This is a genomic window from Fundidesulfovibrio sp. (genome assembly GCF_058402725.1).
In genome coordinates this window covers 1-14253 of the sequence record NZ_JBZVFJ010000095.1, presented here as the reverse complement: position 1 = coordinate 14253, position 14253 = coordinate 1, and the positions used below count along the sequence as shown (strand labels likewise).

Below are 14253 nucleotides of genomic sequence, written 5' to 3'. Positions count from 1 at the left end.
CCCGAAAACATCACGCGCCCTGCTTTCTCCTGGACTCCGGGAAGTCCTGCCGGCACGGCGCGAACACGTCCAGCACGGTGACGGCCCCCGGCCCCGGCACGCGCAGGGCGTGGGGCAGCCCGCCGGGGATGAGCACCACGTGGCCCGGCCCAACCGGGCGGCGCTCCTCGCCCAGCAGGAACTCGCCCGTCCCCTCAAGCACGGTGCTGGCCTGCTCGTGCGGGTGGGCGTGCGGGGGCATGGCCGCCTCGGGGGTCACCTCGAAGCGGGCCAGGGTGAACCCGGCCGCGTGCACCACCTTGCGCCGGATGCCCGGAGCCACCTCGTCCCATTCCAGATCGTCCCATTGCACGCTCATCGGATGCTCCTCGAAGGGTTGCGGCGTCAGTCCTTCATGGCCCCCATGGTCAGGCCCTGCACGATGGACTTGCGCACGAAGAAGGCGAACACGGACACCGGGAGCACGATGAGCGTTGCGGCCGCGCCGATGCCCGCCCAGTCGATCTTGCCGTAGGAGATGAAGTTGTAGACGGCCACGGGCACGGTCTTGGTCCTGGGGCCGGAGAGGATGAGCGAGAAGAGGAACTGGTTCCAGGAGAAGATGAAGGCCATGATGGCCGAGGTGGCGATGCCGTTGCGCACCAGGGGCAGCACGATGGTCAGGAAGGTGCGCAGGCGGGTGCAGCCGTCGATCATGGCCGCGTCCTCCAACTCGGCGGGCACGCTCTCGAAGAAGGAGATCATGAGCCAGGTGACCATGGGCAGGGTGATGATCAGGTGCGTGACGGTCAGGGCCGTGTAGGTGTCGATGAGCCCCATTGAGCGGAAGATGATGTACCACGGAAGAAGGTAGCTGACGAAGGGGGTCATCCTGGCCAAGAGGATGATCAGCCCGATGCGCCCCTGCTTGTACTTGGCGATGGAATAGGCGGCCGGAAGCCCCAGCACCAGCGAGAGCCCGGTGGCCAGGGTGGCGATGATCACGCTGTTCATCAGGAAATGGAAGAAATCGTGCTGCTGGAAGACGGCCCGGAAGTTTTCCAGGGTGGGCGTGAAGAAGAATTCCGGCGGATAGGCGATGTTCTGCGAGCCGGTCTTGAGCCCGGTCATGATCATCCAGGCGAACACGAAGAGCGGCGGCGCGCACAGGGCCACCGCGCCCGAGTAGAACAGGACGCTCTTGATCCTCTTGACCGCGACGCTCATGGCGCTCCCCTCCCGGTCCGGGCCGTCATTTGGCCAGCCTGAGCCTGTTCATGACCACGTTGAACACCAGGACGATGAGGAACACCACCACCATCAGGGCCGAGCCGTAGCCCGCCTTGAAGAACTGGAAGCCCACCGTGTAGGAATAGAGGTAGAGCGTCTCGGAGGCGATGCCCGGGCCTCCCTGGGTGATGGTGTAGATCATGTCGAATTCCTTGAGGTTGTCCAGCGAGCGCAGCATGAGCGCGGCGATGAGCACCGGGCGGATCATGGGCAGGGTGATGTGCCAGAAGATCTGCAGCGCGCTGGCCCCGTCGATGCGGGCGGCCTCGTAGGGGTCGTGCGGCAGCGACTTGAGCCCCGCCAGCACGATGAGGGTGATCATGGGGGTCCACTTCCACACGTCCACCATCACCAGCGAGAGGATCACCGTGTGCTCGCTTGAAACCCACAGGCTGCCGGGCAGGCCCACCAGGCGCAGCAGGTAGTTGAGCACGCCCACCTCGGGGTTGAGCATGATGCGCCAGATGAGCGCCACGGCCACCGGCGTGGCCGCGAAGGGAAAGATGTAGATGGCCTGCACGGCCTCGCTGCCCTTGAACTCCCGGTTGAAGTACAGGGCGATCATCAGGCCCAGGGTCATTTCCAGGGCCAGGCTCAGGCCGCTGAAGGCGATCATCACCACGGTTCCGTTGAGGACGCGCTCGTCGCTGAGCAGGTCCACGAAGTTGTCCAGGCCGATGAAGCGCGGCTGCCCGAGCCCGATGGTCCACTTGGTGAAGGCCAAATAGAGGTTGAAGGCGATGGGGAAGACGACGATGAGCAGGAGCACGATCACCGCCGGGGCCGGGAACACCCAGGACTGACGCCGGTCGATGAAGTCGGACAGGGCTTGGGCGATGCGTCTCATGGTCTGCCGCCTTGGTTCCCCCGGCCGGGGCCGGAAGCTGACCGGCCCGGATGCGCCGGGGGTCGATTGCTGCGTTCTCGTGCAGGGCCGGGCCTGTGCTCGCCGGGTCCCGCACGGCCTGCCCGCCCTGCTCCCGGCGGCGGGGCGCGGCCCTCGCCGCGTCGGGATGCGCCGCCGCCCGGTACGGGCGGCGGCGCGGATTCCTGCCTGTTCCCGCCCGGTCTACGGCAGTTCCATCTTCTTGTTCATGGTTTCTGCGGCCTTGTCCGCCGAGGCCTTCACGTCCTTGCCCTGGATGGCGTCCACGATCACCTGGCCCACGATGTCGCGGATCTCGGGCACGTTGAGCACGGGAGGGTTCCACTGCGGGTTGCCCGTCTCGTAGGACTTCTTCACGCTGGCGGTCCAGTCCGGGTTCTTGTCGCCGGCCTTGTACTCGGGGGAGTCCCAGGCCGAGGCGCGCCCGGCGGGAACGCCCGCCAGCAGGGCCTTCACGGCGTTCTGCTTGTTGGTGGCCCACTGGATGAAGAGCCAGGTGGCCTTCTGCTGCTTGGCCGGGGCGTTCTTGTTGATGCACAGGCTCCAGTTGGAGAGGTGGGGGATGCTGCCCGCCGGGCCGGCCGGGATCACCGCGTAGCCGACCTTGCCGGCCACCTTGGAGTCCTTGGGGTTCTCATAGAGCGACTTGAAGACGTTGGCGTCGTAGATCATGGCCGCCTTGCCTTCCATGAAGAGCTGGGTGCTTTCGGCCCAGTGGAGCATGGTGGCGCCCTCGGGGCCGTAGTTGCGCAGCATGTCGCCGTAGAACTTGAAGGCGGCGATGTCCTGGGGCGAGTTCAGGAAGGACTTGCCCTTCTCCATCCAGTTGCCGCCGAAGGTGAACATGAAGTCGCTCCACTGGGAGGTGGCCGCCGCGCCCTTGCCGCGCAGGGTGACGCCCACCATCTTCTTGCCGTCCATCTCCTTGCCGTGGAAGAACTTGGCCGCGTCCTCGAACTCCTTCATGGTGGCGGGGACCTTGATCTTGTTCTGCTCGAAGAGATCCTTGCGGTAGGACAAAAGAGAGGTCTCGGCGTTGAACACAACGCCGAAGAGCTTGCCGTCGATGGTGTTGGCCTTCATGAACAGCGGGAAGAAGTCCTTGAGGTCCCAGCTGGCGTCGGTGAGGGAGGGGTCCTTCACGAAGTCGTCCAGGGGCAGGAGCCACCCGGCTTTCCAGTAGTAGAGGTCGTCCTGGGTGGCCATGATCATGAAGCCGTCGAGCTTGCCGCCGGAGTTGAGCTCGATGGTGCGCTTGTTGCGGAACTGGTCCTCCGGGAAGGATTCCATCACCACCTTGATGCCCGTGAGCTGCTCGAATTCGGCGAGCTTGGGTTCGATGTAGGTGGTGAAGGGGTGTTTGTTCATCATGATGCGGATTTCCGTGCCCTGGAACTGTTTCCAGTTCACCTGGGCCCTGGCGTCGGACCAGGACATGACGAAGACAAGCAAGGCCGCCAACGCAAGAAACACCGGTTTGCTTCGCATGCGACTCTCCCTGTTTGGCCCGCGAGGGCGGACCGTTCTCTAGCCTACCGAAAGGCCTGTCCCGGGGTCGAAAAGGCGCGCCCTGGATGCGTCCAGGCGCACCGTGACGCCGCTGCCCGCGGCGATGGGGGACGGGGGAACGTCCAGCCGGGCCACCAGGCGATGGTCTCCGGCGCTCAGATGCAAGAGAACCTCCGAGCCCAGCTGCTCCACCACATCGGCCGTGGCGCTGATGCGGTCGCCGCCCGGCGGCTGGCCGGGCTCGGCCAGGGTGAAGTCCTCCGGGCGGATGCCGAAGACCAGGGGTTTCCCGGCGTAGGGGGCCAGGGCCTCGCGCAGCGTCTCGGGCAGGTCCACCCGGAAGGCTCCGGCGTTGAGGACCGGGCGTCCGTCGCGGTGCTCCACCACGCCCTCGGCGAAGTTCATGGCCGGGGAGCCGATGAAGGAGGCCACGAAGCGGTTGGCCGGGTGGCGGTAGATGTCCATGGGCGCGCCCTGCTGCTGGAGCGTGCCGCTTTGCATCACGTAGATGCGGTGGGCCATGGTCATGGCCTCCACCTGATCGTGGGTGACGTAGATGGTGGTGGCGTCCATGCGCTGGTGGAGCCTGCTGATCTCGGCGCGCATGGCCACGCGGAGCTTGGCGTCGAGGTTGGAGAGGGGTTCGTCGAAGAGGAACACGGCGGGCTTGCGCACGATGGCCCGGCCCACGGCCACGCGCTGGCGCTGGCCGCCGGAGAGTTCGCGGGGCTTGCGCTCCAGCAGCCCCCGGATGCCCAGGATGTCCGCCGCCTCCTCCACGCGCCGGTCGATCTCGGGCTTGGGGAACTTGCGCATCTTCAGGCCGAAGCCCAGGTTCTCGCGCACGTTCATGTGCGGATAGAGGGCGTAGTTCTGGAAGACCATGGCGATGTCGCGGTCCTTGGGGGGCACGTCGTTGACCACCCGGTCGCCGATGAGGATGTCCCCCGAGGTGGGCTGTTCGAGCCCGGCGATCATGCGCAGGGCCGTTGTCTTGCCGCAGCCCGAGGGGCCCACGAGCACCGCGAACTCGCGGTCCTTGATCTCGATGTTCAGGCGGTCGACCACGGTGGTGGTTTTGAAGGTCTTGACGATGTCCTTGAGCGTCACGCTGGCCATGGCACCATCTCTTTGTTGGCGAACCGGTGAACGGAATGGCTTTCTTGTAACAGAAATGCGCCGGTTTTCAAAAGGAAAATGCCCGACCCGTCGCCAGGAACGGTTCAGAAGGCCCGCACGGCCAGGGCCAGCAGGGGAATGGACAGCCCGGTGAAGAGGATGCTGGCGAACCAGCAGGCATTGGTCAGGTCCACGTCCAGGTCGTAGAGGGAGGGCGGGATGAGGGCCAGGAAGGCAACGGGCATGCAGGAAAGGATCATCACCACCTTGAGGGGCACACCCCCCAGGATGCGCCCGTAGCCCAGGAACCAGGCAGCCGTGGTGGCCAGGGCGGGCACGGCCAGGAACCGGATGGCCAGGACGGCCGCGCACGGCCCCGGATAGGCCGCGAGCCTTTTCACCCGCAGCGCCAGGCCGATGGCCACCAGCATGCAGAACGAAGCCAGGGGCACCAGCACGGCGTTCACCGTGGCGTACTCCGCCGGACGCTGAAACCCGGCCAGGCGCAGGGCCGCGCCCGCCGCCATACCACCCAGGGCGCACAGGATGAAGGGGTCCGTGACGACGCGTTTGAGCCCGGCAGCCAGCCCGCCCTGGCCCGGTCCGGTGAAGGAGCGCGCCACGGGGAAGCCCACCCCGAAATAGAGCACTTCCTCCAGGAGCTTGTAGGCGGGCACCATGGCGAAGCCTTCCTCGCCAAGGAGCTGGTGGCACACCAGCGCCCCCACCGCCCCCACGTTGGTGAAGAGGCCGCAGCAGAAGAAGGCCCCCCTCTCGCGACGCGCAAGGCCCATGGCCTTCCCGGCGGCCAGGGCAAGCGCCCCGCCGCTGACGAAGGCGAAGACGCCCACGGCGGGCAGGCTCCAGATGCCGCTCACCGAGAGGTCCAGGTTCCAGAAGGCCCCGCAGTAGGTGACGGGCAGCAGGAAGAAGAGCGCGATCTTCTGCAGCAGGAGCCGCAGCCGGGCCAGGTCCGGGGGGTTGCGCCACCTCCCGGATTCGGCCAGCTGCTTCATCCCCCAGCCCGAGAGCAGGCCCATGGCGATGACCATCAGGGCAGTGATCACGCGTTCCATGATCCTCCGTGCATCCCCGAGGCGGGCCGGGCTGTCAAGGGAGGGGCTGTCGCCGGGAGTGACGCCATGGACTCCCCCGGCGTCCCGCGCTAGAAGACGAAGGCCGGGCGGGGCGTCCCGCTCCGCAGCGCCGTGCACCCGAAGCGCAGGAGCCCCCTTGGACAAGCGCCGCGTCCTGTCCCTGACTGCCGTGGTCTGCCTCACCCTGGCCGCCGCCCTGGCCGGGACGGGCCTGGGCCTGCTGGGCAACCTGGACCGCTGGTGCTGGGACGTGCACCACCTGCTCACCGGCAAACGCCACAAGCCCTCCTCCACGCTCATCGTGGCCCTGGACGCCGAGGCCCTGGCGGCCTTCCCGGACACCCCCCTGGCATTCTTCGGCCCCCACTACGCCCTGGCCATCGAGCGCCTGCGCGAAGCCGGGGCCGCCTGCACCGCCCTTGACGTGCACCTGGGCATCACCCCCGAACAATGGCTGCGCACGCTGGGAACAGACCAGATCCCCGACGCGCTCCTCGACTACGACCAGACCTTCGACCAGGCCCTGGCCGGAGGGCGGGTGCTCCTGGCCGTGCGCCCCGTGCGCGCCCGGGGCGAGCTCCCCGTGCCCTTCCCGGCCCGGGAGTACATGGACGCCCTGCCCGGCAAGCTTGCGAGCCTGGGCCTCACCAACCTCCTGCGCGACCCCGACAACGTGGTGCGCCGCCAAGTGGCGGCCCACGAGGGCCTGCGCGCCGCCCCGGAGGGTCAGCCCCTCCCCCCGGGCTGGGATACGCCGCAGCCGTGGTGGACCCTGGCCGCCCTGGCCGTGCGGGTCGCCGGGAACCACGAAGGCCTCCCGGCCCTTCAGGCCCCGGGCTGGCGCGAGCCCGCGCCCGTGGCCTGGTGCGGTCCGCCGGGGACGGTGCCCCGGATCTCCCTGGCGGCGCTCACCCGCCCCCAGGGGCTCACCCCGGAGGAAAAGCGTCTCGCGGCCGGACGCATCGCGTTCGTGGGGGCCGAGTTCGAGGGCGCGGGCGACCGCCTGCCCACCCCCTACTCCCGGAACTTCCTCTGGATGGGCCACCGCGACATGTCCGGCGCGGAGATCCACGCCAACATCGCCGAAACCATCCTGCATCCCGGACGCATGGGCTTCGTCCCCCTCTGGGTCGCGGGGCTGTGCTGGCTGCCCTTCCTGGCGGCCGGGGCCATGGCCTGCGACAGGGCGGGGGCGCTGGGGCGCAAGGGCGTGCGCGCCGGGCTGGTTGTCGCGGCGTGGGCCATGGGCTTCGCGCTCTTCCTGTGCGGCTGGCTCTTTCCCGTCGCAGGGCTTGTCACGGGGCTCGGGATGGTGTTCACCAGCGTGAGCGGCATGCGCATGACGCGCGCCGAACGCGCCGCCGCGTCAACGCCCCCCAGGGGGAAAGGAGGCAGGACATCATGAAGGCATCGCATCGCATCGCGCTCCTGGCGCTCCTGGCGCTCCTGCCGGGCGCGGCCATGGCCCAGACGGTCTGCATGGTCTCGGCCCTGGAGGGACAGGCCGCCCTGACCCGCCAGCCCGGCAAGCGCCTGGAGGTGACCCCCTTCCGCAAGCTCCTGACCGGCGACCGCGTGGAGTTGAGCCCCGGGTCGCGCCTGCGCCTGAGCTACCTGGCCCTCAACCGCGCCGAGGAGTGGACCGGACCGGCCGTGCTGGCCATCGAGACCGCCGCAGCCACGGAGGAAACGGGGCGCGCCCCAGTGATCACGAGCCTGGGCCTGGACGCCGGGGCCATCAAGGAATCGCCGGTGCTCTCCACCCAGGGCGAGTTGGTGGCCGGGCAGCTGACCGTGCGGGGCGCAGCGCCCCCCGCGCCCCGGGACGCCCCCCTGGACCGCGCGGGCAAGGAGGAGTTGCGCAAGGCCCAGGCCGAGCGGCAGCGCCTGGCGAAAGCCCTGCCGCCGGGCGACGCCCTGCCCCAGATGGTCTACCTGGCGGCCCTGGAGCGCCTGGGCCAGCGCGCGGCCATGGCCTCGCTCCTGGAGGACCTCCTGGCCCAGGGCGGCCCCAACCCCGCGCTGGAGAGCCTGCTGGCCGGGCTCTTCGCCCCCGCGCCCTGAGGCGGTCCGTGTCCGCGCTCAACGAAGGCATGGTGCGCACGGCCCGGCTCCCCGGTCCGCCTCTGGAGGATTTCGCACTCTACGGGTTCCTCTACGTCTGGAACGAGGCGGACATCATCGAGGCCTCGGTGCGCAACCTCTTCCTCCAGGGCTGCGACCGCGTGCTCCTGGTGGACCACGCCAGCGACGACGCCACCGTGGCCCTTGCCCAGGCCCAGGGGGCGCAGCTCTGGAGCACCCACTCCGAGCGCTTCTTCGAGGAGAGCGCCAAGGTGCTCCTGGCCAACCGCTGCATGGCCGAGACGAGCGCGCGAAGCGGCCTGGAGCATGTCTGGTGGCTCTTCGCGGACGCCGACGAGTTCCCCCACGGCCCGGGGGGCAGGACGGTGCGCGGCTACCTGAGAGAGCTGCCCTCGGGCTACCGGGTGGTGGGCTCGCGCGTGCTGGAGCACGCCCCGGACGCCGGGGCCTACGCGCCCGGGACCAACCCCGTGGCCCGCTACCCCCGCGCCCGGCCCGACCCAGTGGCCCACTGCGCCGCCGGGCACCTGAAACACCAGCTCCTGCGCTTCGACCGGGACGCGCCGCCCCTCTTCACAGGGCCCGGCTACCACATCTTCGCCAGCGAGGCCTGCCCGCTCCCGGAGCCGGAGAGTTCCCTGGTGGTGCACCACTTCCCGCACCGCGCCCCTGCGGTCACGGCGGCGCGGCTCAAACGCATCCTGGAGGAGAACCGGCTCAAGCGCATGCTGCGCGACTGGAACGACCCGGCAAATGCGGGAAAAGGCGCCGGAGGCGAGACCGGGCGCATCGAGAAGGACCTGCACCACTGGCATGCCCGCCTGCGCGACCTCAAGACGACCTACCGCCTCCACGAGACCCTGCCCCGCTGGACCGAACTCGTCCCGCCGGAGGACGCCCTGATGGCCGGTTGGGAGGAGCCCCATGACTCAGGAGGAGTGCCGCGACGGTGAAAACCACGAACATGTTTTCACAATGTAAATCAATGATTATGGCCGTTTGCCTCGACAATCCGTACGATCGGAGTTTGAGGGCGCTGCACTAGCCGCCCTGCTCCCGGGCCTGCTGTCGCGGGTTCATGCCGTCGCGGTCCAGGCCCCGGCCCGCGTCGTAGATCCCCACCACGTCGTCCAGCAGGCGCACCGAGCGCGCCCGGCGGTGGTAACGGCGGATGTTCAGGAAGTCCGACTCGTAGCCCCCCTCGCCCCCCCAGCCCCGGCAGCGCACCGCCACCAGCTCGCGCGAGAGGCACAGGCACAATGGGTCCACGTTGCCCTGGCGCACCACGTCCTCCGCGCCCCCGCGCACGGGGATCACCGGACCGGGGAAGGCCCTGGTCACGTCCACGCGGGCGATGACCATCTCCGCGTCCAGGTGCGGCAGGAAGCTCTCCAGGGCGTTTTCCAGGTAGGCGTTGTCGTCGTCCAGGAACATCAGGTGCGAGCCCCGGGCCTGCCTGATGAGCGCGTCGCGGAGGGCGTTGCCGAAATTGCCGGATCGGGGGAAGTCCACGAAGCGGGCCGGCGTGGACGTGGCGGGGCGGCGGCCCTTCACGCCGTCGAAGCCCACCAGCCACTCCACCTGGCCGGGCCGGGCCAGGCCCAGGGCCTGGGCGCGGGCCACGGCGGCGTCCAGGCTGGCGGCGGCCTGGGCCAGGGCCTCGGGCCGGTCGCCCCGGCTGGGGGTGATCACGCTCACCAGCACGGCGGGGGGGCTCACCACTTCTTGTAGGGGACGGTCCAGCGCACCACCCTGAATCCCTCCGGGGTGGAGCGCACCTCGGCCTCGCCCGCCGCGCCCGGCCCGGCGATGGAGGCGATGAGCCGCCCCTTTTCGTCCAGCTTGAGCCCGTAGAGGTAGCGGTACGGGTCGAAGTCGGGGTCCTTGGGAAAATCCACTGCGCGCAGGACGTCCGGCTCTTCCTTGGAGCCGAAGAATCCCTTGTTGACGAGCACATGGTCGAAGCCGCTCCCGTTGAAACGGAACGCCTCCACGGGCGTGGGGCTCACGTCGCTGCGCGGGTGGAGCAGGACCATCTCCTTGCGGCCGTCGCCGTCCAGGTCGAAGAAGGCCTCGGGCAGGTACTCCCCGGCGTGGCAGCTGCAGAAGATGAAGTAGGAGGGGCCTTGGCGCGGCCCGGCGAAGAGCACCTTGCCCTCGGCCGAGAGCACGTCCAGGAAGTAGTTGGCGCAGCCGTTGCCGGATTCGCAGGTCAGGCGCAGGGTTTCGGGTTTGCCGTCGCCGTCGAGGTCCACCTTGAGGAGCTTCACGAGTTCGTCCTGGCCGCAGCCGATCAGGCCTTCGTAGTTTCCGGCCGCGCTCTTGCCCGTGACGAACGCGTCGTAGGGGGCCAGGCACTTGGCGTTCACCCAGCCCTCCTTGCCGTCGTGGGTGCTCACGCGCGCCCAGCGACCTTCCTGGGAGAGCAGGCGCACCATGTCCCCGGCGTCGAGCTTCCCGATCACCGGGGCCTTGGCGTAGTCCGCTCCGCCCCACTGGCGCAGGTTGTTGTCGTTGTCCACCACGAAGCGGGCCTCGGCCTTGGGGTAGGCAGGCACGGTGCAGAAATCCTGCGCGCGGATTGGAGCGGCAAGGGCGGTGAGCACGAGGAGCGCGGCAAGGACGGGGAGACGCATGGGTTGCCTCCGGGGGGTCGGCGTTGAGGCTCAGTACGCCTTGAGCAGAGCCACCAGCTCGTCCACGCCGCGCACGATGGCCTCGCAGCTGGCGTGGATCATGGAATTGACCACGGCCCCGGGCACGTCGCCCACGTTGCGCGAATCGGTGCGCACGCCGAGCACCGTGATGCAGCGCGCGTGGGCGAAGCCGATCTCCCAGGCCGTGCCGTCGTCCACCTGCGTGCCGTCCAGCAGGGCCACCACCAGGGAGCAGGCGGCCAGGGCGTCGCGGCAGTGGATCATCACCTGACGCGGGGCGTCCTGACCCCAGGCCTCGATGGCCTCCTGGGTGAAGAGCTCGAAGGGCCAGATGACGGCGTGCCCGGTCTCGGTTTCGATGCGGGCCTTCACGGAGCGATGCCACGCCTGCCGGGGGTCGCAGAAGAGGGGACCCGCGAGATAGATGGTTGCCATGCCCACCGTGTGCCAGCAGGCGGCCGCGAAGACAAGCCCGATCGATCCTCTGGCGCTTCTCTGCGGCGAGAGTTGCGTCCCACCCATACGCAACACCAAGACAATCAGCCAAGACCATTCATTGAATTTTGAAAAACACCTTCATGTTTATCAAAATCGCAACACTAGAGTCCCTTGCGGCGCTCCATGTAGGCCACGAAGTCCTCCTTGAGCTGACGGATGAGCACCTCTCGGAATTCTGCGACAATCTCCGGGGATTGGTCATCCATCATGGCCCGATGATACTCCACCAACGCCTGATAGGTGTCCAGCAGCTCTTCATGGAACGTGCACTTGTCCGGAGATATCTCACGCATGGATGAGACACGGTATCCCATGTGCCCAGCCATGTAGCGCAGCGGCGCGATGGAGTTGCACACCTGCATTAATGGAATCAGCAGCTCGATGCCCAATTTGGCGCCCTTGTCGCCAGGGTCCAATTCGCGCATCAACGTGGAGTAAGGCTTGCCGACTTCCTCGGAGATCGTCTTCATGGGCGTCGGACAGTTCTGGACCATTTCAAGCACTACGCGGGGGAATTCGTCTTTCATTAGAAACCGCCCATTAGATTCTAACAAAGTTACATCTAATTCTTCTGTTTATAAAAGGAAAAAGCTTCGGATTGTCAAGGGGCGCGCAAGCCCGCACCACCCGGCGCAATCTGGCCAGGCGTGGCGGCCTGCGCTCCGGACGACCGGCCCGCCCTTCCGGAGCAAGCCTGCCACGGTCCGTCCGGGCGCAACCTCCCATGCGCCCGGACGGGCGGCCCTGCCTGCCGGACGTCGCCGACGTCCGGCAGGCGATCGCCTCGCAACACTCAACCCACAGGAGGCGCCGTCCGGCCGACTACTGCCCCCTGCGCCGTTTCCAACCCGCGGCGCACGCGAGCAAACCAACTTCCGGCAAACGCATCAAGGAGAGGATGATGTTAGACAGAACGAAACTGGTAGGCTTGATTCTCGGTCCCGTCCTGTTCCTGCTGATCTGCATGCTGCCCCTGCCCAAGGGGATGACGCAACCGGCCCTGTACTGCGCAGCCGTCACGGCGCTGATGGCCACGTGGTGGATCACCGAGGCCATCCCCATCCCGGCCACGGCCATGCTGCCCATCGTGCTTTTCCCCTTCTTCCAGATCATGCCCAGCGCCAAGGCCACGCTGCCCTACGCCAACCACGTGATCTATCTCTTCATGGGCGGCTTCTTCATCGCCGTGTGCATGGAGCGCTGGAACCTGCACTACCGCATCGCCATGAAGACCATCCAGATGGTAGGCACCAGTCCCTCGCGCATCATCCTGGGCTTCATGGTGGCGGCGGCCTTCATCTCCATGTGGGTCTCCAACACGGCCACCACCGTGATGATGATGCCCATCGGCATGGCCATCATCAAGGCCTGCGCCGAGATCACCGGCGAGAAGGACCTGCACAAGAACCCCTTCGCCATCGGGCTCATGCTCTCGCTGGCCTACGCCGCGTCCATCGGCGGCCTGGGCACCATCATCGGCACGCCCCCCAACACCATCATGGTGGCCCAGGTCGACAAGATGTACGGCCAGACCATCACCTTCATCGACTGGATGAAGGTGGGCGTCCCCCTGGCCGCCACCTTCCTGATCATCACCTGGCTCCTGATCACGAAGGTGCTTTTCAAGGTGCAGGGCGACATTCTGCACGGCAAGGGAGCCGCGCTCATCGACGCCGAACTGGCCAAGCTTGGCTCCATGAAGAAGGAAGAAAAGATCATCATCGCCGTGTTCGCCGTGGTGGCTTCCCTGTGGATCCTCCTGGGCCTGGTGAAGATGCCGGTCTTCAAGGGCGTCACCGACGCCTCCATCGCCATCGGCGGCGCCGTGCTGCTTTTCGTCATCCCCTCCGACATCAAGAAGGGCGTGTTCCTCCTGGACTGGAAGACCGCCGTGAAGATCCCCTGGGACGTCATCCTCCTTTTCGGCGGCGGCCTCTGCCTGGCCGACGGCTTCCAGGAGACGGGCCTGACCAAGTACATCGCCGGGCAGCTCACGGGCCTTTCCGGCATGCAGCTCATCTACATCATCGCGGCCATCGTGACGCTCAACATCTTCCTTACGGAAGTGACCTCCAACACGGCCGTGGCCACCCTGATGATCCCCGTCATGGGCGCCATCGCCGTGGGCATGCACATCCACCCCTTCGGCCCCATCGTGGCGGCGTGCATCGCCTGCTCCTACGCCTTCATGCTCCCCGTGGCCACGCCGCCAAACGCCGTGGTCTTCGGCTCGGGGGCCGTCACCATCCGACAGATGGCCCGAACGGGCTTCTGGCTCAACCTCCTGGGCATCGTGCAGATCACCCTGGTGGTCTACTACCTCATGCCCATGGTCTGGGGCATCGACCTCTCCGTCATGCCCGACTGGGCCATCCCCAAGAAGTAGACGCAAACGCCGCCCGTCGGCCGGACATCTGTCCGGCCGGGGCGTGCGGCCGCCGTCCCTCCAACCGGACACGCAATGGAAGCCCTGCTCTACCTGGCTCTGGCATCGCTGGCCCTGCTGGCGGCGCGGGCCTTCGCCCCTCCTTCCGGGGGAAACGCGGGGGAGCTGCCTCCTCGCGACGTTCCCCGCGAGGTGCGCCAGGCCGCACTGCGCAAGTCGCCCGGCTTCCACATCCGCCGTGTGGGCGTGGAGATGGACGGCGCCCACGCCGTGCGCTACCGTGTGAGCGGCTTCCTGCCCGACGGGCAGAGCCTCTCGATGATGGTCCACGCCGACGGGGAGGCCCTGGCGCTGGACGCCCGGGGCAACCTTCTGGAAGCGCCCTGCGAGGTGCTCTCGGGGCTTGACGCCTGCGTACCCGGCCTGCGCCTGCTGCCGGGGACCGTCCGGCGCATGCACGGTCGAAGCAGCGTCTGGTACGAAGCGGTGGGCATACTGGCAAACGGCGAGGCGGTAGCCGTCAAGGCCTCGCCGGACGGGCGCGACCTGCTGCTTTGCCGTCTCTCGCGGCGCGGATCGAGCCGCCCGGAGGGAAAGGCTGCCCGAACATGTCTCACACCATCCCAAGGAAAACCATGAAGATAGCATCCATCATGAACACGCGCATCCACCGCATCGCGCCCGACGAGGGCTTCGAGTCGGTGCTGCGCGCCATGCGCGGCATGCCCGCGCGCCTGCTCCACGTGG

Annotated in this window: 15 protein-coding genes; 5 read left to right on the top strand and 10 right to left on the bottom strand. The window is 67.7% G+C overall.

Translation table 11 applies throughout. The annotated features are described in order from the left end of the window. Nucleotides 1–10: 10 nt before the first annotated feature. From ACV4UX_RS12755 to ACV4UX_RS12730, 6 genes are all read right to left on the bottom strand, one after another. A complete protein-coding gene (locus tag ACV4UX_RS12755; protein WP_491593657.1) occupies nucleotides 11–358 on the bottom strand; it encodes a cupin domain-containing protein in 348 nt (115 codons plus the stop codon). A gap of 26 nt (nucleotides 359–384) precedes the next feature. Further along, nucleotides 385–1206: a carbohydrate ABC transporter permease gene (locus ACV4UX_RS12750; RefSeq protein ID WP_173084408.1), complete on the bottom strand. Its 822-nt coding sequence runs from the start codon at nucleotides 1204–1206 to the stop codon at nucleotides 385–387. A gap of 25 nt (nucleotides 1207–1231) precedes the next feature. After that, nucleotides 1232–2116 carry a carbohydrate ABC transporter permease gene (locus ACV4UX_RS12745; protein ID WP_491593656.1) on the bottom strand — a complete coding sequence of 295 codons (885 nt, stop codon included), beginning with the start codon at nucleotides 2114–2116 and terminating at the stop codon, nucleotides 1232–1234. A gap of 222 nt (nucleotides 2117–2338) precedes the next feature. Beyond that, nucleotides 2339–3643, bottom strand: a complete 1305-nt coding sequence (locus ACV4UX_RS12740) for an ABC transporter substrate-binding protein (RefSeq protein ID WP_491593655.1) — start codon at nucleotides 3641–3643, stop codon at nucleotides 2339–2341. Between the two features lie 39 nt (nucleotides 3644–3682). Further along, nucleotides 3683–4783: an ABC transporter ATP-binding protein gene (locus ACV4UX_RS12735; protein ID WP_491593654.1), complete on the bottom strand. Its 1101-nt coding sequence runs from the start codon at nucleotides 4781–4783 to the stop codon at nucleotides 3683–3685. Between the two features lie 104 nt (nucleotides 4784–4887). Then, nucleotides 4888–5859 (bottom strand): AEC family transporter, encoded by a 972-nt coding sequence (locus ACV4UX_RS12730; protein WP_491593653.1) that lies wholly within the window; start codon nucleotides 5857–5859, stop codon nucleotides 4888–4890. Between the two features lie 157 nt (nucleotides 5860–6016). Between ACV4UX_RS12730 and ACV4UX_RS12725 the strand changes: the two genes are divergently transcribed. From ACV4UX_RS12725 to ACV4UX_RS12715, 3 genes are read left to right on the top strand one after another with little or no spacing between them, the layout of a single operon-like run. Further along, nucleotides 6017–7285, top strand: coding sequence for a CHASE2 domain-containing protein (locus tag ACV4UX_RS12725; protein ID WP_491593652.1), 1269 nt, complete (start codon nucleotides 6017–6019; stop codon nucleotides 7283–7285). Beyond that, nucleotides 7282–7944, top strand: coding sequence for a hypothetical protein (locus tag ACV4UX_RS12720; protein WP_491593651.1), 663 nt, complete (start codon nucleotides 7282–7284; stop codon nucleotides 7942–7944). Before ACV4UX_RS12725 ends, ACV4UX_RS12720 begins: the two co-directional genes overlap by 4 nt. A gap of 8 nt (nucleotides 7945–7952) precedes the next feature. Beyond that, nucleotides 7953–8918: a glycosyltransferase family protein gene (locus tag ACV4UX_RS12715; protein WP_491593650.1), complete on the top strand. Its 966-nt coding sequence runs from the start codon at nucleotides 7953–7955 to the stop codon at nucleotides 8916–8918. A gap of 88 nt (nucleotides 8919–9006) precedes the next feature. Here ACV4UX_RS12715 and ACV4UX_RS12710 read toward each other — a convergent pair whose 3' ends face one another. The 4 genes from ACV4UX_RS12710 to ACV4UX_RS12695 all read right to left on the bottom strand — a co-directional run bounded on the left by ACV4UX_RS12710 (nucleotide 9007) and on the right by ACV4UX_RS12695 (nucleotide 11614). Beyond that, entirely contained in the window at nucleotides 9007–9684 is a 678-nt protein-coding gene (locus tag ACV4UX_RS12710; protein WP_491593649.1) for a glycosyl transferase, read from the bottom strand. Continuing rightward, nucleotides 9681–10601 carry an SH3 domain-containing protein gene (locus tag ACV4UX_RS12705; RefSeq protein ID WP_491593648.1) on the bottom strand — a complete coding sequence of 307 codons (921 nt, stop codon included), beginning with the start codon at nucleotides 10599–10601 and terminating at the stop codon, nucleotides 9681–9683. The genes ACV4UX_RS12710 and ACV4UX_RS12705 overlap by 4 nt, the downstream gene beginning before the upstream one ends. 30 nt (nucleotides 10602–10631) lie before the next feature. Next, a complete protein-coding gene (locus ACV4UX_RS12700; protein WP_491593647.1) occupies nucleotides 10632–11057 on the bottom strand; it encodes a nucleoside 2-deoxyribosyltransferase in 426 nt (141 codons plus the stop codon). A 164-nt stretch (nucleotides 11058–11221) separates the two neighbouring features. Next, nucleotides 11222–11614: a phage regulatory CII family protein gene (locus ACV4UX_RS12695; protein ID WP_491593659.1), complete on the bottom strand. Its 393-nt coding sequence runs from the start codon at nucleotides 11612–11614 to the stop codon at nucleotides 11222–11224. Between the two features lie 407 nt (nucleotides 11615–12021). Here ACV4UX_RS12695 and ACV4UX_RS12690 point away from each other — a divergent pair, with 407 nt between their 5' ends. Together ACV4UX_RS12690 and ACV4UX_RS12685 are read left to right on the top strand one after the other, a co-directional pair. Continuing rightward, the gene (locus ACV4UX_RS12690) at nucleotides 12022–13506 is read left to right on the top strand and encodes an SLC13 family permease (RefSeq protein WP_491593646.1); all 1485 of its coding nucleotides are present in this window, start codon (nucleotides 12022–12024) and stop codon (nucleotides 13504–13506) included. A gap of 75 nt (nucleotides 13507–13581) precedes the next feature. Beyond that, nucleotides 13582–14145, top strand: coding sequence for a hypothetical protein (locus ACV4UX_RS12685; protein ID WP_491593645.1), 564 nt, complete (start codon nucleotides 13582–13584; stop codon nucleotides 14143–14145). Nucleotides 14146–14253: the final 108 nt, after the last annotated feature.